The sequence below is a fragment of the Xenorhabdus sp. Sc-CR9 genome, from assembly GCF_963897815.1.
Taxonomy (GTDB): Bacteria; Pseudomonadota; Gammaproteobacteria; order Enterobacterales; family Enterobacteriaceae; genus Xenorhabdus.
On sequence record NZ_CAWQTY010000200.1, the window covers coordinates 59,307 to 81,657 of the forward strand.

Below are 22,351 nucleotides of genomic sequence, written 5' to 3' on the forward strand. Positions count from 1 at the left end.
AATCAGTTTTGATCAAAAAAATCACAAATTGCATTGAGAGCCTTCGCCCGCAATATATCTTTTTCGAACAGGATTTCGTGATGAGCCCCTTGGATAACCAGAAACTTTTGTTTTTCTTTTCCCATTCCCGCTTTTTGGCGTGATCTGCAAAAAGCCAGTAACTCCCGATTACTAACTACCTTATCTTCACTCGCTTCCAACACGATGAGTGGAAGTTGAATTTTCTCCGCATTCTCAACCAAATAATCGCCCATCAACATACTTTCACGCATCCAATGGTAGGTCGGCCCGCCAAGGCGCAATTCAGGATAATCAGCATAATAGCGTAAGTATCGCTGATAACGCGCATAACTGTGGGTTAATATATTGATCAAATAAGGTAATGGCCGCCATTGCCCGGTTGATAATGCATATGCGTTGCGTGTTTTAACATTAGGTTCAGCTTGATTAACCAGAAAATTAGCCAGCCAGCGGGGCATCGGTAAATTGATTCCAAACATGGGAGCACATAATGCCACTGCACGAAAAATGGGTTCTTTATGACGCAACAGGAAACGGCTCAGGATCGCCCCTCCCATCGAATGGGCAAGAGCATAACAGCGATGAGGCAGACGAGATATCACTTCCAGTTCAACAAATTTGGCAAAATCATCCACATAATGATCAAACGCTTCGACATGGCCTTTTTGTCTATCATCCAACAGACGCCCTGAACGCCCCTGACCACGATGGTCAATAATGAAAACGTCATAACCCAGATGGTAAAAATCATAGGCCACTTCAGGGTATTTTACGTAGCTTTCGCTGCGACCAGGTAAGATCACCAATGTTTTGTCATGATGAGGGGAACAAAAGGAGACATAATGGATCGGTACATCATCAACACCCATAAATTGGCGTTCTTTCCTCGTTTGCCAGAAATCCAGCAATAATCCATTTGTAAAAGCAGAGAACTGAGGTTCGCGGTTTAACCAGCTTTCTTTCAATATCTCAGGTGCCATTCATCTTCCTTTATTATCTCCTTCATCTTTCAAGTTGCCTCTTTGGCGGCACTCATTCATCCCAACCACATAGTTAGCTGTGTGGATGGGATTATTTCCCTTGCCGCCGCAAGCGACTCAAAATCTATTGGATATCAGTACCCTTCGGTTATTCAAATTCTTCAAAATGATCACGTATAAGTGCCATAAATGTGTCCCCAAAACGCTCCAGCTTACGTTGCCCAACACCATTAATCAGCAAAAGTTCATCCGGCGTTATCGGGCACTGCTCTGCCATCTCAATCAATGTAACGTCATTGAAAACAACAAAAGGTGGAATGTTGTTTTCATCAGCAATGGATTTACGCAATTTCCGCAATTTGGCGAATAATTTGCGATCATAGTTCCCGCTGTAAGATTTGTTTTGCTGATTGCGGCTTTTCAAGTTTTGGATGCGTGGCACCGCAAGCTGCAATTGAACGTCTCCCCGCAACACTGGCCGCGAAGCCTCTGTCAGTTGCAATGCAGAATAATTGGCAATGTTTTGGCTAATCAACCCCAGATGAATAAGCTGACGCAAGACGCTCATCCAATGTTCTTGACTCTGCTCTTTGCCAATACCATACACAGGCAGTTTGTCGTGCCCGAAGTCTCTAATGCGTTGATTATTCGCACCGCGAAGTACTTCTACAATATAGCCAATCCCAAAACGTTGTCCAACGCGATAAATACAAGATAGCGCTTTTTGCGCCTCGACCAGACCATCGTAACGCTTGGGAGGATCAAGGCAGATATCACAGTTACCACAAGCTGTCTGGTGACTCTCCCCGAAATAATTCAGCAGTACCAGACGCCGGCAAGTCTGCGCCTCCGCAAATGCGCCCATGGCGTTGAGTTTATGCCGTTCGATATCTTGTTGCTCACCAGCCTGCTTTTCTTCCAGACAGCGGCGCAACCAAGCTATATCCGCAGGATCGTAAAACAACACCGCTTCAGCGGGTAAACCATCCCGTCCGGCCCGGCCGGTTTCCTGATAATAGGATTCGATATTACGGGGAATATCAAAATGCACGACAAAACGCACATTGGGTTTATTAATTCCCATACCAAATGCAACGGTCGCCACAACTACCTGTAAATCGTCCCGTTGAAACGCATCTTGTACCCATGCACGTTGGTTGTTCTCCAATCCCGCATGGTAAGATGCGACGCTAAGCCCCCGCTTTTGCAGGCGCTCCGCTGTTTCTTCTACTTTAGTGCGGCTGTTGCAGTAAATAATCCCACTTTTTCCTTGCTGACCACGAACAAATGACCAAAGCTGATCGAGCGGTTTATATTTCTCCACTAACGTATAGCGAATATTGGGACGGTCAAAGCTGCTGATATGGATAATTGGCTCATGCAGTTCCAGTAAACGCACAATATCCTGACGGGTAGTTTTATCCGCCGTAGCTGTCAATGCAATCACGGGAAGATTGGTGAATCGGCGACGAAGCTGCCCCAGCGCCCGGTATTCTGGGCGGAAATCATGTCCCCACTGGGAAATGCAGTGAGCTTCATCGACAGCCAGTAAAACAGGCTGCCAATCGTGAAGATGTTCAAGGAAGTTATCTGTCACCAGCCGTTCAGGGGCAATATAGAGCAGTTTAATGCTCCCCTGACGACAACGCTGAATAATATCAAATTGCTGTTCGCGGCTTTGAGTTGAATTCAGGCATTCTGCTTCCACTCCATTCGCCCGTAACTGATCAACCTGATCTTTCATCAGTGAAATCAAGGGGGAAACAACCAGCGTCAGCCCATTTTTAACCAGTGCGGGAATTTGGTAGCACAGCGATTTGCCGCCTCCCGTTGGCATAACTACCAGACAGTCACGCCCGTCAAGAACGGCGTCGATAACCTGCTGCTGTCCCGGGCGGAATTGCTGGTATCCGAATGTTTTTCTTAATGTTTGTTCAGCCATCGATGCCGTGCTGATGAGTTCTGCGGTAGACACGCCTTTCCCCAATCTTTAGAAAAAACCTTAAAAAAGGCCGTAAAAAATACAGACACGATCTAAACGCCTGTACATTGCGATATCTCATACCATGTTATACCAACCCATGTTATACCACCCCATGCTATCTTACCGTCGGAGCGATTCTTATAGTTATAAAGTGAAAATCATCGCTTATTTTACACACTAGATGGTTATTTTTTGTAGTCTGTTTTTTTTTCAATGAGCTGTTTTTCGGAATGCTTCACAGACTGGTAAGGCTGATAATAAAAGCATAGACTCAACAAGTTATTAACTATAAAGATTCATTAAACATCAGAATATTTACTTTTTATTATCAGGAAACACACTCATGGAAAATATATCGCGAGCAGACAATGCATTAACACCAGAGGAAGCCCGTAAACTCATTGGTGAAATTTTTATCTATCAGATGCCATTTAACCAGCTTCTGGGGCTTGAACTGCTTCGTTTCGAACAAGACTACGCAGAACTGCAATTTCGCAAGGAAGAAAAGCTGGTCGGTAATATGGCTCAGAAGATCCTACACGGTGGAGCAATCGCCTCTATACTGGATGTTGCTGGAGGATTGATTTGTGCAAGCCATGCTCTGACAACGTTGGAAACTCTCACAATCCCAGAGATACAAAAGCGACTGTCGACACTGGGCACTATTGATTTGCGAGTCGATTACCTGCGCCCCGGACGCGGTGAGGTATTTACAGCAAGCAGTAATATAATCCGAGCTGGCAATAAAGTATCAGTTACCAGAATCGAACTACACAATGAACAACGGATACATATTGCCAGCGCGACGGGCACTTATTTAGTTGGCTAAATCTTTTGGCCTTAAATATTGAAGGTGTTGATGAAAACGCAAAATTTCATTTTTCGTTTCTTACACACCTTCATCATTATTCACATCCCGCCAATTTGCGTATATGCTGCACAATAACAACAAGCAAATTTCCAGCAGTAAATACACTCACCTATTTTCCTTTATTGGAAATTTTTCTTAGCAAACAATTAAAAATCTCATAGGGTTTTATTTCCAAGATGATTTATTTTCAAAACGCTTTGCTTTCAAAATTAATTAGCCAATCAACATGAGAACAGGTTATGAACAAAAGAACCAAAGCAGAGTCCGAAATCTTAGCTGGCAAGCCCGTCGACGCCACGGTATATATTTGGTATCCCTGCCAGAAATTCCGTATAGGACATTCCTCGGTTTATATTGGCGGCGTCCCTCAATTTCCTTGGCCGGTTTTCCGCTCATTAGACGATTTACCCACCCCAGCCCATGATACATCTCTGCCTCCAGACACACCCCTTCGTCTCTCTTCGAGCGAGGCAGGTACCTCTGCCTTCCCTGCCGCACCAAGTGAAGTAAGAACCCGCTCAACATTACCCAATAATCGAATACGTCCAAAAGATGATAATTATGTGAGTTTTTTGGCTGATAGCGGCATCTTCCGGGGAAATTTATCTTTTGCTGGTGTTTTTAGCCATCTTTACGATGATTTCGTCCAGTCACCCCATTTGGAATATTACCTGTTGGACTTAGATGTTCCAGCAATGCAAAGAAAGAAGAATGAAATGTATAATGGAAAAATGTATGGGAACTTACGTTTTGCTCCCACTTATAATGGTATTTATAAAAATTGCTCAACAATGGTTGCGAGAATACTGAAAGCTGGTGGTGTGGAAAATTTGCTGAACCTAGTTCAAAGAATAGGTTATGCAAAAAATATATATTGGACACCTAAAGATATAGCTCAGCTATGTAATGAGTTAAGAAATAATGATAAAGCGGTAAAAGTAAAGAGTACGGATTGTCCTGATAAACTGGAATCATCGTTTAAGACATTGATAGGCCTTCGATAAATATAAAATTATCTATATTCTATGGGATTCATCCCAAGACATAAGCGCTGTATATTGAAATTCCTTGAGTATAACTCCTTATGAAAAAAGGAATTTAATAGTATGTTTTCTTAAAAAAAGATAAGGTATGGAAAAACTTATGCAAGTGAACCTTTACTATATAAAAGGACTTTAACAACAGCATTTCGTTGGGATACCCTAACCCAAATTACCATTTGCAGATAAAGAGCATGCACTTCCAGCTATTCCTTCCATAATGTCTTGTATTAATTATATTAACTGTATCGCCAGCAGGAATCATGAAATTCAAATGCCTGAGCCAGTTCACCCAGACAAGATCATATTTAAGGAGCGACGCTACTGACGGAACAGGAAAATATGAAGCAGAGGTAGATTATATAAACATAGATAACTCTTTCTTTCCTGAGCATAGCAATTTAGCAAAAAATGCTATTTAGATACGTGGGATAATTTAATTTATTACTCATGCTATTAACCACTTGTAAATCATGCTAGCCGATGCCAAATTGTATAGGTTCATGGGCCTAATACCCCTGCATCTCTTCTTAACTATCTAAACATTCAAGGATATTATGAGTAACCAACAGACTGTCAAAGGTATCCTGTATGCCTTGGGCGCCTATATTATTTGGGGGTTGGCTCCCATCTACTTCAAGGAAATACGGCACGTGCCACCCGATGAAATCGTGTCGCATCGTGTTATATGGTCAGTTTTCTTTATGGTGCTGATGCTGACGGTAACCCGTCACTGGCGTCAGGTTTTGACTGCCATCAAACAGCCGAAGATCCTGTTACTGTTAGGTATCACGGCCTTTACGATTGCCAGTAACTGGCTGACTTATATTTGGGCAGTTAATAATAATCATATGCTGGAAGCAAGCCTTGGGTATTTCATCAATCCGTTGGTCAGTGTGCTGTTCGCCATGATATTCCTTGGTGAACGATTCCGTCGTATGCAGTGGATCGCCGTGGGGTTGGCATTTACGGGAGTATTTATCCAGATATGGCAGTTTGGCTCTATACCGGTGATTGGTCTGTATTTAGCAACAACTTTTGCGCTTTATGGATTGATTCGTAAAAAACTGGGAGTAGATGCACAAACCGGTATGTTGATTGAAACAATCTGGGTGTTTCCTGTTGCGTTGGTTTACCTCCTGTTTTTCACACATACACCAACCAGCAATATGCTGAATAATCCCCTATCCCTGAATCTGTTATTGATTGCTGCGGGTATCATTACTACAGTGCCGTTGTTATTTTTCACCGTTGCCGCTGGTCATCTGCGTTTGTCCACACTCGGATTTTTCCAATATCTTGCCCCTACTCTGATGTTCTTGCTGGCAACATTGGTTTATGGAGAAAAGATCGGTCCAGATCGTTTGGTGACGTTTGGGTTTATCTGGGCGGCATTGATCCTGTTTACACTGGATGCGCTTTATACTCAGCGCCGCTTGCGGAAATAAGTAAAGCTAATACGCCCTTCTGTGGGCGTATGTATCTACACCGTTCTATACTGTAATTGAGGGGTTTATTACAGCCAATTTTTCCGTTTGAAATAGAGATAAGGTGCCAGTCCCGCAGCTATCATCAACCCGATGGCCGCAGGGTAGCCGAATGTCCAGTTTAGTTCCGGCATAAATTCGAAGTTCATCCCATAGCTGGATGCCACCAGCGTAGGAGGCAGGAATACCACGGAAACAACGGAGAAAATTTTGATAATGCGGCTCTGTTCGATGTTGATAAAGCCCATCGCCGCTTGCATCAGAAAGTTAACTTTCTGGAACAAGGATTCATTGTGCGGCAGCAGAGATTCGATATCTCGCAGGATTTCACGGGCCTGTTCAAGCTGATTTGCAGGCAAACGGGCACGGCGTACAAGGAAGTTCAAAGCACGCTGACTATCCATCAGACACAAGCGAACTTTCCAGCCGATGTCTTCCTGCTCTGCCAAGTTAGAGAGAGCGGAGTCGAATTCATCCCCTTGCTTACCTTCCATAATGACCCGGCTCAGGGATTCAAGTACGCTGTAAATGTTTTCAATAACGTCAGCTAACTGTTCGATTTTGGTTTCGAACAAGTCCATCAGCAATTCATAGGCATTCCCGTCAACCATGGTCTGGTTACGGGCGCGCATTCGGTATAATCGAAATGCAGGGAGTTCACGCTCTCGCAATGTGTAGAGACGACCGTCACGAATGGTAAAGGCGACTGTCGAGTTACCAGCATGATCTTCGGCATCTTCAAAGTAGAAGAATGAGTGGACGTGCATACCATCTTCATCTTCAAAAAAACGTGCCGATGCTTCGATGTCATCCAATTCAGTGCGGGTTGCCAGAACTTGCCCAAGTTCATTTTGGACACGGAGACGATCATCATCCCCCAATCCAACCAAATCTACCCACATGGAGTCGGATAACTTATCACCTTCTTCAAATTCAAGGCGGAGCAGGCGATTATTCTCTAATTTAAATGCGTTCAGCATGTACCATAAGTCTCCTGAAACTCCCTACGTTTATCGTAAGGCGCGAATGTTACGCTTAGAAGAAAAAGCCTGTCAACATTCGACCGGATTATTGGCCGGTTTCAAGTCTGGCATAGGCGGCTACCAGCCATTTGATGCCTTCTCCCTGAAACGCGATTTGTAAGCGGCAATGTTCCTTATCGCCTTCTATATTGATAATCGTCCCTTCACCAAATTTGGGGTGACGTACACGTTGCCCAAGTGCATAACCACTATCATTGGCGCTGATGGGTGTACCAAGCCGCTTGTGGCTGACAGGGCGGGACACTGTTGCCCGCAGACGAACCTCTGTCACACATTCTGTCGGCAGCTCCCCAATAAAACGAGATGGACGATGATACACTTCCTTTCCGTATAAGCGACGACTTTCAGCATAGGTGAGTGTCAATTTTTCCATCGCTCTTGTGACACCTACATAGGCCAGTCGACGCTCTTCTTCCAATCTTCCACCTTCTTCAATGGACATTTGGCTCGGGAACATTCCTTCTTCCACTCCCACAATGAAGACTTGTGGGAATTCCAGACCTTTTGCTGAGTGCAACGTCATCAATTGAACGGCATCCTGATAGGCATCTGCCTGACCTTCCCCGGATTCAAGCGCTGCATGAGACAAAAACGCCTGCAATGGCAGTAGATTTTCATCTTCATCCTGATAACTGAATTGACGGGTCGCCGTGACTAATTCTTCAAGGTTTTCGATACGCGCCTGCGCCTTTTCGCCTTTTTCCTGCTGATACATCGCCCACAGTCCAGAATCGCGGATAATGCGATCGGTCTGCGCATGCAACGGCATTTCCTGAGTTTCTGTCTCCAGCGCTTCAATCAATTCAATAAAACGTTGTAATGCCGATGCTGCCCGCCCTGCCAGTACTTTCTCCTGAATCAGTAACAGGCTGCTTTCCCATAAAGTTTTTTGCTGATCACGTGCCATTTGACGCACAACATCAAGCGTTCTGTCACCGATGCCGCGTGTCGGTGTATTCACCACGCGTTCAAAAGCGGTATCATCATGACGGTTTGCCACTAATCTCAGGTAGGATAAAGCATCTTTGATTTCCTGACGTTCGAAGAAGCGTTGACCACCATAAATGCGGTAAGGCATAGAAGCCTGTAACAAGGCTTCTTCCAGAACACGGGACTGAGCATTGCTGCGGTACAGGATAGCGCACTCTTTCAAAGCCCCGCCATTATCCAACCAATGCTTGATACGACCAACAACATAGCGGGATTCGTCCAATTCATTGAAAGCGCAGTACAGTGAAATAGGCTCGCCTTCACTCCCTTCTGTCCACAAATTTTTGCCCAGGCGATCACTGTTATGGGAGATTAGGGCGTTGGCTGCCTTGAGGATATTGCTGGTGGAACGGTAATTCTGCTCCAAACGGATGGTTTCCGCTCCAGGGAAATCGTTGAGGAACCGCTGGATATTTTCTACCTGAGCACCACGCCAGCCATAAATAGACTGGTCATCATCTCCGACAATCATCACTTTACCGCTATCACCCGCTAACAGGCGGATCCACGCATATTGGATACTGTTGGTATCCTGAAACTCATCGACCAGAATATTGGTAAAACGTTCGCGGTAGTGTTGTAAAATCTGCGGCTTATTTAACCATAGTTCATGTGCGCGAAGCAGCAGCTCAGCAAAATCTACCAACCCTGCGCGATCACACGCTTCTTGATAGGCCTGATAGATTTTCAGCCATGTCGCTTCCACTGGATTGCCATAACTTTCGATATGCTGCGGACGTAAACCTTCATCTTTTTTACCATTGATGTACCACATGCCCTGACGGGCTGGCCACTGTTTGTCATCCAAATTCATGGCCTTGATAATGCGTTTGATCAGGCGGTGCTGATCTTCACTATCAAGGATCTGAAAATCCTGCGGCAGGTTCGCATCAAGGTGGTGTGCACGCAGTAAACGGTGAGCAAGACTATGGAACGTACCAATCCACATACCTCCCTGACTGGTACCAATCAGGTTTTCAATGCGATGACGCATCTCTGCGGCAGCTTTGTTAGTAAACGTGACTGCCATGATGGAAAACGGGGAAGTATTTTCAACTGACAGTAACCAAGCGATCCTGTGAACCAATACGCGCGTTTTACCGCTGCCAGCCCCGGCCAGCACCAGCATATTAATACGGGATGCCGCGATCGCTTCGCGTTGTTTATCATTCAGGCTTTCGAGCAGATAAGAAACGTCCATAATTACCATCAGTTGTGTAAGTGGCACTGTTTTTTTATACAGATTACAATCTGAAATTATAACAGTGCTATCAAAGAAGCCAAATCAGAAATCTCTACATGTGGAACTAAACGCCCCTCAGGCTCTTGCATCAGATTTTTATTTTCAATGTTGAGCCAACAAGCCTGCATTCCGCTGTAAAGCGCACCTTCTACATCCGTTTTCAGATTATCTCCTATATGCAGGATCTGATTAATGGGCAGATTCAGTCGTTCTGCCGCCAGATGGTACATGTCCGGACAAGGTTTGGAACGCCCATCCACTCCCGCCTTCAATACAAATTCGAAATAAGGGGAGAGACCACATGCTGCGGGTTCTGCATTTCCATTGGTGATCGCAACCAACGGCATTTTTTTCGCCAGTGCAGACAAGGTGTCGTGGGTCGATTCCGGCACGGCAATTTGATTACGCCAGTACATAAAACACGCCATAATCTCATCCGTGCCCCGGATCGTTTCTTGATGATCGAAACCATGATGACTGAACATGAGTTCCGCAGATTGTCTGCGCCATGATGTGACGTCATGGTAAATATCAGGTTCCCGTTCAAGAACCGCCTGACGATATATATGCAAATCTTCGCGCTCAAAGTGACGGAACTTGGTATTGTACTGCTGGATAAAACACAACACTTCTTTTTCGGTTTTATCGATTACAGGATGATTATCGTAAAGTGTATCATCCAAATCGAATGTCATCGCAAAAAACGGCGCGAGAGGCCGATAAAAACGCATTATGGTTTCCCTCGTTTGGCTCTGGGGTGCGCCACATCATAAACTTTGGTTAAATGCTGAAAATCCAGATGCGTATAGATCTGTGTCGTTGACAGGTCAGCATGACCAAGCAATTCCTGTACCGCACGCAGATCGCCACTGGACTCCAGAATATGCGTGGCAAAAGAGTGACGCAATTTATGGGGATTGATATGGCTGTTAACACCTTGCCGGATACCCCACTGTTCAAATCGTTTCTGTACATTACGGGCAGAGATCCGTTTCCCGCTCTTGCTGGAAATGAAAACCGCGTCACTTTCCGGTTCAAACAACTCACGCATTTCCAACCAACGCTGAAGCCATTCCTGCGCCACACGACCGAAAGGCACTTTACGTTCTTTACTGCCCTTGCCGTGTACCCAGACTTCCCCGCTTTCCAAATCTAAATGGTGACAATCAAGACCAACCAGCTCAGATAAACGTAACCCCGCCCCATACATTACTTCAAGCATAGTTCTGTCACGGACTGATAAAGGATCATTAAAATTGATGTTCAGGAGTTGGTTTACTTCATCCACGTCCATATTTTTAGGCAAGTGGCGTTTCTTACGGGGTGCACTGACCGCTTTAGCGGGATTGGCACCCAGTTTTCCCTGCATAACCATCCAATCAAGGAAGCTACGCAAAGCAGAAAGACGCAAGGCAAGACTGGCAGATTCCAATCCTGCCCGACGACTGCGGGAAGCAAATATCCGGACTTTAGCCGGATCAAGTCCCTGCCATTCACGTATCCCCATTTCTAATGACATTTCCGCCATAACCGCCAAGTGGCGACGATAATTGGTGATCGTCAAGGGACTTAAGCGCCGCTCAACCCGCAAGTAGTGTAAGAAAGCATCCACTGGCTCTAACAGAAGATCGATTAGCTGAGTCATGTGCGTTCAATCCATCGGGACAATAATCCTGGCAACAGCTTCGCCAATTGATCGAGAAGGTCAGTTCCCATGCCATCGTGATAATGTTGTTTATCATGGCTATTGAAAATTACCATGCCCAAATCCCCTTGTGATCCTAAAAGGGAAATCGCCACCGAGCCAACATGACGCGCCTGTGGCATCAACAACAAAATTTCTGGGCCGTGCAATGACCCAAGATAATGATTACTATCCCCGAATCGCTTAATGCGTACAGGTTCAAAAGCATAGCGGGAAATTGCCAATTCTGGAGAGTTCAGTGGTGCGCCGAGATACCATCTATCACTGAACAGCCGAATGTAACTGTTACTTAACCCCAATGTTTTTGACCATGAACTCAGACAGGAAATAAAACCCTGCAAACTCTTGGCACCAGAGAGGTCTGACAGTAATTGCAATAGATGACTAAACAGCACTTCATTCTGTTTAGCCTGCTCCACCAAATGAATAAGATCGTCTTCCAGATAACGGATACGTTTCCTCTGACGATTCATGTGCCATTCCATCAAAGAGATGGACTCCCGCACTGGATGGGGAACGCGTATCCTCTCGACCATATTGGCATTGCGGATGAAAAAATCGGGATTACTCAGCAAATAATCCACTACTGTTTGATCATTCACCCTGTTTTCAATATGCAATGGATCGTTTTTTTCACCCATTTTCCAATGCCCCATATTTCAAGAATGACTCAATAAATACTGAATCAATCACAAATGAATCATACCGTCATAAACGTGGGTTGCAGGCCCTGTCATAAAGAGCGGTTTACCCGGCCCATCCCAGTGAATTTGCAGGGAACCGCCCGGAAGATCAACCCGTACCTGATTATCCAGCAGGTCTTGCTGGATACCTACAGCCACTGCCGCACATGCACCACTGCCACAGGCCTGAGTCTCACCAGCACCACGTTCGAAAACACGCAATCGAATATGGCCACGGCTCATTATCTGCATGAAACCAACATTCGTCCGCTCAGGAAAACGTTCATGGCTTTCCAACACCGGTCCCAAAACGTCCACTTCGGCTGTGTCCACATCTTCAACCTGTATGACGCAGTGGGGATTTCCCATTGTCACTACACCACAAAGCACCGTACGTTCAGCTACACGAATAATATAAGTTTTCTCAGCCTTATTGGCACGAAAGGGAACGCGCTGCGGTTCAAAATTTGGTTCTCCCATGTTGACACAGATTTGATCATCATTTGTGATGCTCAATACCATCTGACCGGCTTGCGTACTAACCTTGATATCGCGTTTATTCGTCAGCCCCTTAAGACGAACAAAACGAGCAAAACAACGCGCCCCATTGCCACATTGGGAAACTTCCCTGCCATCAGCATTAAAAATGCGATAGTGGAAGTCTAAGTCAGGATCATAGGGAGCTTCAACAACCAAAAGCTGATCAAAGCCTATCCCCGTATTCCTATCGGCCAGACGGCAGATTAACTCTGGAGAAAAATAAACATTCTGGGTTACTGCATCAACGACCATAAAGTCATTGCCAAGACCATGCATTTTGGAGAACTGCATATACGACCCCAAGCTCAATCACATTACTGACTCATTATTATTGGGCACCTATAATAGGTTGCTTCGCATCTGCTGGTTGTGCTGTATCCACCTTTTTGACAGAGGAGTGTGCGTCTGATGTCTCAACAGGTGGAAAATATAGGGGGCCTTTCAAGCCACAACCAACCAGAGAGAGTAATGTTATGATGGCCAGTGACCAACGGAGTTGTTTTTTCATCATATTAATGCCTGTGATTCATGCGCCAATACTCTCTATAATCGCAGCTAGGCCCTGAAAAGCAAATAGGAAATAAACATGAACGATAGCGAATTTCATCAATTGGCCGATCAATTGATGTTTCATATTGAAGAACAACTGGATAATTACGATGGGGATGCAGATATTGACTGTGAAACCAACGGTGGCGTGATGACTCTCAGTTTTGAAAACGGTAGCAAAATCATCATTAACCGCCAAGAACCTTTCCATCAGATCTGGCTGGCAACCAAGAATGGCGGTTATCATTTTGACTATCGGGATAACCAGTGGGTTTGTGACCGCAGCAGTAATGGCTTTATCTCTGTGCTGGCTCAAGCCATTACAGAACAAAGTGGCGAGTCATTCCAGTTTTCGTGATTGCCTTTTATTTTCACAAGACAAGCGCCTGAAAAATAAGGCGCTTAATTCCTTACTCTGGAAGAGCCGTATCACGTTATACCCAATGAATTTCGGGATGCAACGCGAGAGCAAGGAAGCAACAACTTGAAAGACGACGGGTATATATCACTTTATGTTTATTAACTATTCTTAATATCAATAGTGATACAAAGAACGGTAAGGATCATGTGCCCCACAAGCCTCTTCCAGGTGCCCATCAATATTGAACCTTGTATCCTTGGCTTCCGAATCATCCAATGGGAATGTACCATCCACGAATGGAGTTACATGGGTACGCTCGCCCTTCTTAAGAATTTGATAGAACTGCGGTAAGTTGAAATTGATAAAGCTGGAACCATAAGTAAAGCGATCGTGCGAAGAGGAATAAAAACGGCTGATATCACGCACCAACTCTTCTTTGCTGCCTTCACAATGCGAGTAAATTTCCACTCGGTTTGACTCATCAAGAATATAAATATTGAACCCTTGTTTCTGTTCAATGTCTTCGAAAAAAAACTGGATAATACCTTCACAAGCAAATCCGTCTATCACAGGCGGCAAGTGTTTTTCCTTGGTATCAATCTTTACAGGCAAACCATGTAGCTTGGTATTGGAAATTGCACCATAGAACTCCACTGCATTTTCCAATTTTTGTACCGAAACGTTTAACCGCTCGAAGAATAAACCCCATGTTTGGCCTGAAATACGCAACGCCTTAAAACGATTGGGATCTTGGCGATTACTGGACAGGCGTAACTCTATACATTCTGATACTAATTGCTGGATACGGGTACAGATAAGCCCGCGCAAATGTCTGCTATAACAGAAAACTTCGACACCAGACGGAGGCGCAGCATCCCGATGCATTTTGCCCAATATTGTCTTCAGTGCTTCCAATACCGATTGCTCACCACTGAAATGCAGAGTTCTCACTTCATTCCATGAATTGCGATACAACAAGTCAATACTACCCACCAAACATTGCTGTGATTCACCAAAACTGAAAACATTCAGCTTCCTTAAATCAAAATGAACGACTTGGTTGGAAAATTCGACTGTTGGATCTTTTTCTAAATTAACGATGATCGCCAAATGGCGAATTTCACAAGGACTGTATAACGCTTTTGGCGTAGGTGCAGGTAAACGGATCGGAAAATGGGTAGCAATATCATTCACCAAATCACACAGTTTATACCTGTCACACTGAGTTTCCCCGTGATGCATATAAATCTGGGTCTCTTTAGTTAATAGACCATTAAAATATGTCCAGGACACTAACTTATTCAGATAACGGTTATATTCCAGCGGTTGATGACCGATGATCGATTCTATCGTGGGGGCATGATTGTAAAGATACCAGCCACTGCGGTTTACACGCCCCGGAGGAACATAAATGAAAGTCAGATCTTGTTCTGACAAATCCGGGGATATTTGTGGATTCACCAGCGTCACTTTACCGGGCAAGGCTTCAAAAGCCGCATACAATTTGCGGGTCAATACGCCAATATCCTGTGGGCTGGCACTGACGCTTAAATTGTTACGGCGGGCAAAACGGATCAGGTTGCGATAACTTTGCATCATGGTATCGAGCAATTCATTATGGGCTTCACGCACCCGCTCAATTTTCCATGAATTACGGTTATCCAGCATAGCCAATTTACTGTCATCCCAACCCCAGTCACTTACTAACTGAAATATAATCTGACGACGCCATCCTGTACAACCTTTGTCATCACTGCTTTCCAGCAATTTTTCACACACTTTCAGGTAAAAACAGCGGCGCGCCAAATCCAAGCGGGTGAGATCATTCGTAGCAGTAAGGTAACGTGTGACACGCTCCAGCATCATGCTATAAGCATCAAGACCAAAGGAAACAATCGCGCCATCATGGAAATATTGTTTCATTTCCATTGCCAACAGTTTGCCGTTAGGGTATTCCCATGAATAGGCTTCCAGCAACAGGCTTTTCAATACCGCTTTATAAGGCGAGTCTACGCTTTTATAAAGCTGCCAAAGACTCGCCCCAAAATATTCTTCTGCTGACAGTTCACCCAAGCCCCCCAGATCCAGCCACTCATTTGGTGTCAGAACACCTTGGGCATAGAGGGAAAGAACATATTCATCATAGTGTGCTTCTTCTTCCACCGGAACCATCGCCCACAGCAAACGTTTACCAGCCATACAGACCGCTGTGCGATAAAATTCATCAAGTAAAAGGATATGTTGGGTGGAACCACAATCTTCACCATTAAGGCTGCCACTGGCATTATGGCGAAAGCGGTTTTCATCAATCAGAAAAAAAGTGACTTCAATACCGAGCGAAGCGGCCCATTGTTCTATCAAAGAGCATTTTTGTTCCAGTAGTGCTTTTTCATCATGATCCAGCCAAGATTGGTGACAAACCCAAACATCAATATCAGAGGAACAACTTTGCCCGATTGAGGAGGTGCTGCCCATTGAATAAATTCCCGTAATCGGCAATTCACCATTGGAAGCATATGATAAGACACCAGAAAGCGGGCCTTCCAGATCATTAATCCAAAACTGTTGTGATTCATCAGGCGTAAAAAAACAAACTCCATGAGGAACGTTGTTTTTGATATATCCTGGCATCATTTGATGATGATAATGTAATAATACTGGAATTAAACTATAAACTTGCTTAAAAGCAGCACTCATTGAGTTAGTAGCGCGCTCTAGCCTAAGTTGGTTAATTGCATCCAGTCGCTGTTTCAGCGTTTCAATATAGAGATACAAGAGTTTCGCCTGATATCTGTTCCAGTGCCCACAGTGGTCCCCTGTTTCCAATAACTTGTCAAAGCAAGATTATTTAAAATTATTTTTACAAACTTATTGTCGGAAACGTGATCAATTTAACACCTTGCAGTCGAAGCGTAAAGTACGCAATACCATCTTTTCGCCTCCACTGCAATAGCCGAAATACAATTAACTCATTGTAAAATATTAAGTTAATCACGAAATAGATACAGTAATTTGTTTTTTTAGAATAGGCATTATAGTTAATGGTTTTTCATATAAAGGATGCAAGGCTTTGTAAATCATCAGGCTTCTATAAATATCCCCTCAAATAATATTTTTTATTGTTAAATATTATCCGCAGTTCTTTATCATCAAGCTAAACTCTAAATAATGATTTGCTTTTAAATCAATCTGTTTGTTTATTTTCTCTATTTAAATAAAATATTATTTTAATATTTAAAATTCTTTTTATCTTATAAACTGTATATCCGTATACTATTTAGCTTTTTTCTGGCGTTCGCATCACTGGAAAAAAAGTCATTGAAATGTTAAAACTGACACTATTTTCTCACTTATTAGTGGCTAACTGGCGGCTAAAAATCCGCCATGCTTAATATACTTATCTATGACAATGAAAACCATTCGCATCGCTACTCGCCAAAGCCCATTGGCTATGTGGCAAGCCCACTATGTTCAAAAGCAACTGGAACATTTTCATCCCGAACTGAAAGTCGAGCTAATACCGATGGTCACCCGCGGTGACATTATCCTCGATACACCATTAGCAAAAGTAGGTGGCAAGGGGCTGTTTGTTAAAGAACTGGAACTGGCACTGCTTGAAAAACGGGCTGATATTGCCGTCCACTCCATGAAAGATGTCCCTGTCGAATTTCCCGACGGTTTGGGGTTGGTCACAATCTGCGAACGGGATGATCCACGGGATGCTTTTGTTTCAGTAGAATACGCTTCTCTCGATGACCTGCCCGCAGGCAGTATTGTTGGTACATCCAGTTTACGCCGCCAGTGCCAAATCCGTCAGTTACGCCCAGATCTTGTGATCCACGACTTGCGCGGTAATGTCGGTACTCGTCTGGGTAAACTCGATAACGGCGATTATGATGCCATTATCCTTGCAACTGCTGGTCTGAAAAGGCTGGGGCTGGAAGAACGAATCCGCATGCCATTGGCACCGGAATTATTGCTGCCAGCTGTTGGTCAGGGTGCGGTAGGCATTGAGTGTCGGCTTGATGATCAGCAAACCCGCGAGCTACTGGAACCTTTGAATCACGCCAGAACGGAAATCTGTGTTCTGGCTGAACGAGCCATGAATACCCGCCTTGAAGGAGGCTGTCAGGTCCCGATTGGCAGTTATGCCATCTGGCAGGAAGATAAAATCTGGCTGCGTGCGCTAGTTGGTGCACCTGATGGCTCAGTGATAGTACGTGGTGAAAGAGTAGTATCACCAGAAGAGTCCCGTCAGGCTGGAGTGGAATTGGCAGAGGAATTATTGGAAAAAGGCGCGCGTCAGATTCTGACCTGCGTATATCAGAGGAATTTACCTGAATGAGTATTCTGATCACCCGCCCTGCCCCCTCAGGAGATGAGTTGGTCAAGCGATTGCAAACTGTGGGGAAAACAGCCTTCAGTGTGCCGCTCATTGAAATTTATCCGGGGGTGGATTTGCCATCGCTGTCACAAAAAATGCAATGGCTATCGGCGGGAGATCTGGTTTTCCTGTTATCAAAAAATGCCGTTCATTATGCCAATGAGCAGCTTATCCAAGAAGACCAGTCATGGCCCGATAAGCTATCTTATTATGGTATCGGCAAATCAACTTCCCTGCTGTTTCAGCGACAAACCGGACTGGAAATTTTTTGGTCTGAGAAAGGTGAAACCAGCGAAGATTTACTGCAACTCCCTTCATTACAGCAAATGAGCAATAAAAAGGTGCTATTGCTCCGGGGCAATGGTGGCCGCGAAGTGATTGCCTCTACATTAAGAATGCGGGGGGGAGACGTAGATTACTGTGAATGTTATTCACGACAACCAGTCAAATACCATGCTGCCAATTTCAGTCGTCACTGGCAGCAATATGGTATAAAAACCATCGTCGTAACAAGTGGCGAAATGCTGCAACTGTTATATAACTTAGTAACTGATAGCGATGGAAAAGCGTGGTTATTGGGTTGCTGCCTGATTGTGGTAAGCGAACGCCTTGCTGGTATCGCCCGCTCATTGGGCTGGCAAGTGATAAAAATAGCCAAAAGTGCAGATAATGACGCCTTAATGCAGGCGCTGGAATAAACCAAGATGGGATGTCCATTATGACGGAACAAAAGCAATCCACCGATGCGGTTGAGACAAAACACCCTCAGCAGCCTGAAACGGCTCCCCATAAACCCAAACGCTATGGATGGGTGGGTCATACTCTCTCAATCGCTATTTCTTTGGCAATCGGTGTTGGTGGTTTTTATATTTATTATCACAATAAACAACAGAATGTGACCTTGAGCACAGAAAATGCCGCTTTGCAGCAGCAATTAACCTCTATGGCACAGCAGCAATCTGCCGATAAACAAAATTTTGACACTGATCTAGAAGAGTTAAAAACTTCCTTACAACAAGCCAAAGATAAAAACCAGCAGCTAGATAACCATATAGCCACGCTTCAAACCCGTGTTTCGGCAATTTCAAATACAGATATCGAAAACTGGCGACTGGCTCAAGCAAGTGCTCTGGTTAAAATGGCGGGTCGAAAAATATGGAGTGAACAAGATGTCCCTACAGCCATTGCCTTGCTGAAAGATGCTGACCAGAATCTTGCTGAAATGAATGATCCCAGCCTAAATTACGCCCGCACAGCGATCAGAGTTGATATTGATGATCTGACCAAAATCAAACAGCTTGATCTGGATGGCATTATCCTGACTCTGAATCAATTATCCAACCAAGTTGATCACTTACGTCTGGCTGATGAAGTGAAAAAAACCGGGCCAGAAGTGGGCAACAACCGTGATGTCACATCTTCACTTTCTGACTGGCGTGAAAATCTGACGAATAGCTGGCACAGCTTTATGGATAACTTCATTACTATCACGCCTCGTGATAACAGTAAAGAACCGTTGCTGGCACCTAATCAGGATATTTATCTGCGTGAAAACATCCGTTCTAAGCTGCTAATCGCAGCACAATCAGTTCCCCGTCATCAGAGTAAAATTTATAAGGACGCATTAGAACACGTTGGAAAATGGGTAACGGCTTATTTTGATACCTCAACTCCAGATGCAATAGCTTTCTTAGAAAATGTTAATTTACTGGTACAACGACCACTTTCTATTGAGGTGCCTGAGCAACTGAGCAGCCAGCCGATACTGGCGGATTTAGTGCGTAAGCGTATCTATAATTTACCGCATTCTGTACAGAAAAAATCAGAAGATAAACCTCATGCTAAACCAGAAATGCCGCCGCAACAGCCGACCATTATAGAAAAATCTGGTCAGGCAGAAATATCCGTTGAGGAGAGTTGATCATGCTGAAAGTATTATTACTTTTCATTATCCTCATTGTGGGTATCGTTCTTGGTCCTGTAATGTCCGGGCATCAAGGATATGTTTTGATCCAGACGGACAGTCGCAATATTACCACCAGCATTACTGCTCTGGTAATTATGTTCCTCCTGTTACAGTTCCTGCTGATTTTCATCGGTTGGAGCTATCGTCGATTAAAACGTACCAGCTCATCCACGCATAGTTGGATCTTTGGTGGATATAAACGTAATCGGGCTCGTTCACAAACCAGACAAGCACTGCTGAAATTCGCTGAAGGTGACTTCAAGCAGGCTGAACATCTGATGACACGCAATATTGACCATTCCGAATATCCTGTCGTGAACTATTTACTGGCAGCAGAAGCCGCCCAGCAGCGCGGGGATTATTTCCGTACCAACCAATATATTGAGCGAGCCGCAGAAGTTGCTGCAAAAGATCAGCTTCCTGTCGATATTTCCCGTGTACGTATCCAATTGGCACAAGGTGACGTTCATGCGGCACGCAATGGTGTGGATAAACTACTGAATCACGCTCCCCGTCATCCTGAAGTATTGCGATTAGCTGAGCAGGCTTATTCACTTTCAGGGGCTTATCAATCGCTGATTGATATCTTGCCTTCAATGATGAAGGCCAAACTGCATAATGAAGACAAAATTCATGAAATACGGCAGCAGGCCTATGTTGGATTAATGAATAAAACCATCGCCGAAAAAGGCTGCGCAGGACTGAAAGTCTGGTGGAAAGACCAAAGTCGGAAAATCCGACATGATATCGTGCTGCAAGTCTCTATGGCAGAACATTTAATTGAATGCAATGAGCACGATACTGCCCAACAAATCATTCTGGATGGATTAAAGCAGCAATATGACGAGCGCCTCCTGCTATTAATTCCACATCTTAAGGCGAATGATACCGAAGCCGTGCAAAAAACCCTCGTTCACCTGTTCAAACAACATGGTACAATACCTTTGCTCAACAGTACTATGGGACAAGTTGCACTACATCATGGTGAATGGGTCAGTGCTGAAACAGCGTTTAAGGCAGCCCTTGCTCAGCGACCAGATGCCCATGATTACGCATGGCTTGCCGATGCACTCGATAAATTGCAGAAACGCGAAGAAGCCACCCAAACACGTAGCAAAGGCTTTATGCTGACCCTGAAACGCGATAGCAACGCAGAAGCATAAGACGTGTTATTTATCCTTCGGCTAACGATAAATATTCAGATTCGCATTGAATCGTTAGCTGAGGTTTCACCACCATAATCTGGTTGAAAATCAATCTCCACTTTCCTATAGACAAAAAAAACACCTATCAAAAAGACAGGTGTATAAATACAATCAGGTCTACAGACGGATAGTGCCTCACTCAACGTTGTGTCCGGTTTGTGATGAAAAGACAGTGATACTTACTCATCTATAACGTGGACCATAGGCACCGATAATCAGCTCTACATCATCCCGAGGTTTATGAAGTGAATACTGTCATAAGGAGTAGGATGAGCATCTACAAGTTTTAGTAATGCATTTAACATGCCAACTTTTTCACTCAAAATAAATCCTTCCTATCCAGGCAGTAACTGACTTTCCGTTATCAACATTTTGCTTTCACTAGGGCGTAACAAAAACACCGTCTCTCATTTGAGACGCTATGCAAGCCCATTGATAATATACATTTAAAAACAATCAGTTAAATGTCTTCTATTTGAGACATTTGGAATATAGTTTGTCGTCGAAACACAACATCACTTAAATATAACCTTTAAAACAAACCGTTAATGGATTAACAAAAATGATGATATTCAACTTCACATTTGAAACAATATAAAGAAATCGAAGGGGAACAGAAGAGAAAATAAAACGTTTTATAGGCAGGAAAAAATACAGAAGAAGAAATAAGAAAAAGCCCCGCTATTGCGGGGCTTCCTCAGAATCTGGTCGGCGAGAGAGGATTCGAACCTCCGACCCACTGGTCCCAAACCAGTTGCGCTACCAAGCTGCGCTACTCGCCGAAATATATCTTTTAAATCTCTTTTTTATGGTGCGAAGGGGGGGACTTGAACCCCCACGTCCGTAAGAACACTAACACCTGAAGCTAGCGCGTCTACCAATTCCGCCACCCTCGCGTTTCATAAAAAAGATGGGGTGGCTAACGAGACTCGAACTCGCGACGACTGGAATCACAATCCAGGGCTCTACCAACTGAGCTATAGCCACCATAACTACTATCTTTTTAAATAGTACTTCTTTTTAAATACTACTTATTTTACAACGTAATCTTACCACGATAACTCATTGCCACTGCTCTTGCACGCTTTAAATGGCGCGCCCGACAGGATTCGAACCTGAGACCTCTGCCTCCGGAGGGCAGCGCTCTATCCAGCTGAGCTACGGGCGCTTAACGCCGTTGCGGTGGAGGATAGTACGGATTTAATGTCGTACTGTCCAGTGCTTTTTTAAAGAAATGATGCGATTGATTACGCTTTGTTCATTTAGCTGATAAAGGCATCATTTTCCACCGCAACTGAT

General features: G+C 44.3%; 18 protein-coding genes and 4 tRNA genes. 8 read left to right on the forward strand and 14 right to left on the reverse strand.

The window, feature by feature from the left end:
- Positions 1-2 precede the first annotated feature (2 nt).
- Both pldB and recQ read right to left on the reverse strand, forming a co-directional pair.
- Complete coding sequence (pldB, locus tag AACQ81_RS15070) at positions 3-1,001, reverse strand: lysophospholipase L2 (RefSeq protein WP_237385595.1); 999 nt, start codon at positions 999-1,001, stop codon at positions 3-5.
- Positions 1,002-1,149: 148 nt separating this feature from the next.
- Positions 1,150-2,976 (reverse strand): ATP-dependent DNA helicase RecQ, encoded by a 1,827-nt coding sequence (gene recQ / locus AACQ81_RS15075; protein WP_237385596.1) that lies wholly within the window; start codon positions 2,974-2,976, stop codon positions 1,150-1,152.
- 352 nt (positions 2,977-3,328) lie between these two features.
- On the opposite strand from recQ, the gene AACQ81_RS15080 reads away from it, so the two are divergent.
- The 3 genes from AACQ81_RS15080 to rarD all read left to right on the forward strand — a co-directional run bounded on the left by AACQ81_RS15080 (position 3,329) and on the right by rarD (position 6,344).
- Positions 3,329-3,814, forward strand: a complete 486-nt coding sequence (locus AACQ81_RS15080; protein ID WP_237385597.1) for a thioesterase family protein — start codon at positions 3,329-3,331, stop codon at positions 3,812-3,814.
- A 281-nt stretch (positions 3,815-4,095) separates the two neighbouring features.
- Entirely contained in the window at positions 4,096-4,860 is a 765-nt protein-coding gene (locus tag AACQ81_RS15085) for a hypothetical protein (protein WP_237385598.1), read from the forward strand.
- Between the two features lie 593 nt (positions 4,861-5,453).
- Entirely contained in the window at positions 5,454-6,344 is an 891-nt protein-coding gene (gene rarD / locus AACQ81_RS15090) for an EamA family transporter RarD (protein WP_237385599.1), read from the forward strand.
- Positions 6,345-6,412: 68 nt separating this feature from the next.
- On the opposite strand, the gene corA is transcribed toward rarD, so the two are convergent.
- The 7 genes from corA to lptM form a co-directional block, all read right to left on the reverse strand.
- Entirely contained in the window at positions 6,413-7,363 is a 951-nt protein-coding gene (gene corA / locus AACQ81_RS15095) for a magnesium/cobalt transporter CorA (protein WP_237385600.1), read from the reverse strand.
- Between the two features lie 88 nt (positions 7,364-7,451).
- A complete protein-coding gene (gene uvrD / locus AACQ81_RS15100) occupies positions 7,452-9,617 on the reverse strand; it encodes a DNA helicase II (RefSeq protein WP_237385601.1) in 2,166 nt (721 codons plus the stop codon).
- A 56-nt stretch (positions 9,618-9,673) separates the two neighbouring features.
- Positions 9,674-10,390: a 5-amino-6-(5-phospho-D-ribitylamino)uracil phosphatase YigB gene (gene yigB, locus AACQ81_RS15105; RefSeq protein WP_237385602.1), complete on the reverse strand. Its 717-nt coding sequence runs from the start codon at positions 10,388-10,390 to the stop codon at positions 9,674-9,676.
- Positions 10,390-11,304, reverse strand: coding sequence for a tyrosine recombinase XerC (gene xerC / locus AACQ81_RS15110; protein ID WP_237385603.1), 915 nt, complete (start codon positions 11,302-11,304; stop codon positions 10,390-10,392). Before xerC ends, yigB begins: the two co-directional genes overlap by 1 nt.
- Positions 11,301-12,005, reverse strand: a complete 705-nt coding sequence (locus AACQ81_RS15115; protein ID WP_237385604.1) for a DUF484 domain-containing protein — start codon at positions 12,003-12,005, stop codon at positions 11,301-11,303. Before AACQ81_RS15115 ends, xerC begins: the two co-directional genes overlap by 4 nt.
- 48 nt (positions 12,006-12,053) lie before the next feature.
- The gene (gene dapF, locus AACQ81_RS15120) at positions 12,054-12,878 is read right to left on the reverse strand and encodes a diaminopimelate epimerase (protein WP_237385605.1); all 825 of its coding nucleotides are present in this window, start codon (positions 12,876-12,878) and stop codon (positions 12,054-12,056) included.
- A gap of 37 nt (positions 12,879-12,915) precedes the next feature.
- Complete coding sequence (gene lptM, locus AACQ81_RS15125) at positions 12,916-13,095, reverse strand: LPS translocon maturation chaperone LptM (protein WP_237385606.1); 180 nt, start codon at positions 13,093-13,095, stop codon at positions 12,916-12,918.
- Between the two features lie 78 nt (positions 13,096-13,173).
- Here lptM and cyaY point away from each other — a divergent pair, with 78 nt between their 5' ends.
- Positions 13,174-13,494: an iron donor protein CyaY gene (cyaY, locus tag AACQ81_RS15130; protein ID WP_237385607.1), complete on the forward strand. Its 321-nt coding sequence runs from the start codon at positions 13,174-13,176 to the stop codon at positions 13,492-13,494.
- 177 nt (positions 13,495-13,671) lie between these two features.
- Here cyaY and AACQ81_RS15135 read toward each other — a convergent pair whose 3' ends face one another.
- Positions 13,672-16,272 carry a class I adenylate cyclase gene (locus AACQ81_RS15135; protein WP_237385608.1) on the reverse strand — a complete coding sequence of 867 codons (2,601 nt, stop codon included), beginning with the start codon at positions 16,270-16,272 and terminating at the stop codon, positions 13,672-13,674.
- Between the two features lie 628 nt (positions 16,273-16,900).
- On the opposite strand from AACQ81_RS15135, the gene hemC reads away from it, so the two are divergent.
- From hemC to hemY, 4 genes are read left to right on the forward strand one after another with little or no spacing between them, the layout of a single operon-like run.
- The gene (gene hemC / locus AACQ81_RS15140; RefSeq protein ID WP_237385609.1) at positions 16,901-17,842 is read left to right on the forward strand and encodes a hydroxymethylbilane synthase; all 942 of its coding nucleotides are present in this window, start codon (positions 16,901-16,903) and stop codon (positions 17,840-17,842) included.
- On the forward strand, positions 17,839-18,579 hold the full coding sequence (gene hemD, locus AACQ81_RS15145; protein ID WP_237385610.1) for a uroporphyrinogen-III synthase: 741 nt from the start codon (positions 17,839-17,841) through the stop codon (positions 18,577-18,579). Before hemC ends, hemD begins: the two co-directional genes overlap by 4 nt.
- 20 nt (positions 18,580-18,599) lie before the next feature.
- Positions 18,600-19,802, forward strand: coding sequence for a uroporphyrinogen-III C-methyltransferase (hemX, locus tag AACQ81_RS15150; RefSeq protein ID WP_237385611.1), 1,203 nt, complete (start codon positions 18,600-18,602; stop codon positions 19,800-19,802).
- A 2-nt stretch (positions 19,803-19,804) separates the two neighbouring features.
- Complete coding sequence (hemY, locus tag AACQ81_RS15155) at positions 19,805-21,010, forward strand: protoheme IX biogenesis protein HemY (protein ID WP_237385612.1); 1,206 nt, start codon at positions 19,805-19,807, stop codon at positions 21,008-21,010.
- A 747-nt stretch (positions 21,011-21,757) separates the two neighbouring features.
- Here hemY and AACQ81_RS15160 read toward each other — a convergent pair.
- The 4 genes from AACQ81_RS15160 to AACQ81_RS15175 all read right to left on the reverse strand — a co-directional run bounded on the left by AACQ81_RS15160 (position 21,758) and on the right by AACQ81_RS15175 (position 22,220).
- A tRNA-Pro gene (locus AACQ81_RS15160) sits at positions 21,758-21,834 on the reverse strand.
- 27 nt (positions 21,835-21,861) lie between these two features.
- Positions 21,862-21,948, reverse strand: a tRNA-Leu gene (locus AACQ81_RS15165).
- Positions 21,949-21,963: 15 nt separating this feature from the next.
- Positions 21,964-22,039: transfer RNA gene (locus AACQ81_RS15170), tRNA-His, on the reverse strand.
- Positions 22,040-22,143: 104 nt separating this feature from the next.
- Positions 22,144-22,220, reverse strand: a tRNA-Arg gene (locus AACQ81_RS15175).
- Positions 22,221-22,351 lie beyond the last annotated feature (131 nt).

Excerpts from the sequence above, each read along its gene's own strand:
- pldB (WP_237385595.1), bottom strand. The coding sequence starts at position 1,001 with ATGGCACCTGAGATATTGAAAGAAAGCTGGTTAAACCGCGAACCTCAG.
- AACQ81_RS15080 (WP_237385597.1), top strand. The coding sequence starts at position 3,329 with ATGGAAAATATATCGCGAGCAGACAATGCATTAACACCAGAGGAAGCC.
- AACQ81_RS15085 (WP_237385598.1), top strand. The coding sequence starts at position 4,096 with ATGAACAAAAGAACCAAAGCAGAGTCCGAAATCTTAGCTGGCAAGCCC.
- rarD (WP_237385599.1), top strand. The coding sequence starts at position 5,454 with ATGAGTAACCAACAGACTGTCAAAGGTATCCTGTATGCCTTGGGCGCC.
- corA (WP_237385600.1), bottom strand. The coding sequence starts at position 7,363 with ATGCTGAACGCATTTAAATTAGAGAATAATCGCCTGCTCCGCCTTGAA.
- uvrD (WP_237385601.1), bottom strand. The coding sequence starts at position 9,617 with ATGGACGTTTCTTATCTGCTCGAAAGCCTGAATGATAAACAACGCGAA.
- yigB (WP_237385602.1), bottom strand. The coding sequence starts at position 10,390 with ATGCGTTTTTATCGGCCTCTCGCGCCGTTTTTTGCGATGACATTCGAT.
- xerC (WP_237385603.1), bottom strand. The coding sequence starts at position 11,304 with ATGACTCAGCTAATCGATCTTCTGTTAGAGCCAGTGGATGCTTTCTTA.
- AACQ81_RS15115 (WP_237385604.1), bottom strand. The coding sequence starts at position 12,005 with ATGGGTGAAAAAAACGATCCATTGCATATTGAAAACAGGGTGAATGAT.
- dapF (WP_237385605.1), bottom strand. The coding sequence starts at position 12,878 with ATGCAGTTCTCCAAAATGCATGGTCTTGGCAATGACTTTATGGTCGTT.
- lptM (WP_237385606.1), bottom strand. The coding sequence starts at position 13,095 with ATGAAAAAACAACTCCGTTGGTCACTGGCCATCATAACATTACTCTCT.
- cyaY (WP_237385607.1), top strand. The coding sequence starts at position 13,174 with ATGAACGATAGCGAATTTCATCAATTGGCCGATCAATTGATGTTTCAT.
- hemC (WP_237385609.1), top strand. The coding sequence starts at position 16,901 with ATGACAATGAAAACCATTCGCATCGCTACTCGCCAAAGCCCATTGGCT.
- hemD (WP_237385610.1), top strand. The coding sequence starts at position 17,839 with ATGAGTATTCTGATCACCCGCCCTGCCCCCTCAGGAGATGAGTTGGTC.
- hemX (WP_237385611.1), top strand. The coding sequence starts at position 18,600 with ATGACGGAACAAAAGCAATCCACCGATGCGGTTGAGACAAAACACCCT.
- hemY (WP_237385612.1), top strand. The coding sequence starts at position 19,805 with ATGCTGAAAGTATTATTACTTTTCATTATCCTCATTGTGGGTATCGTT.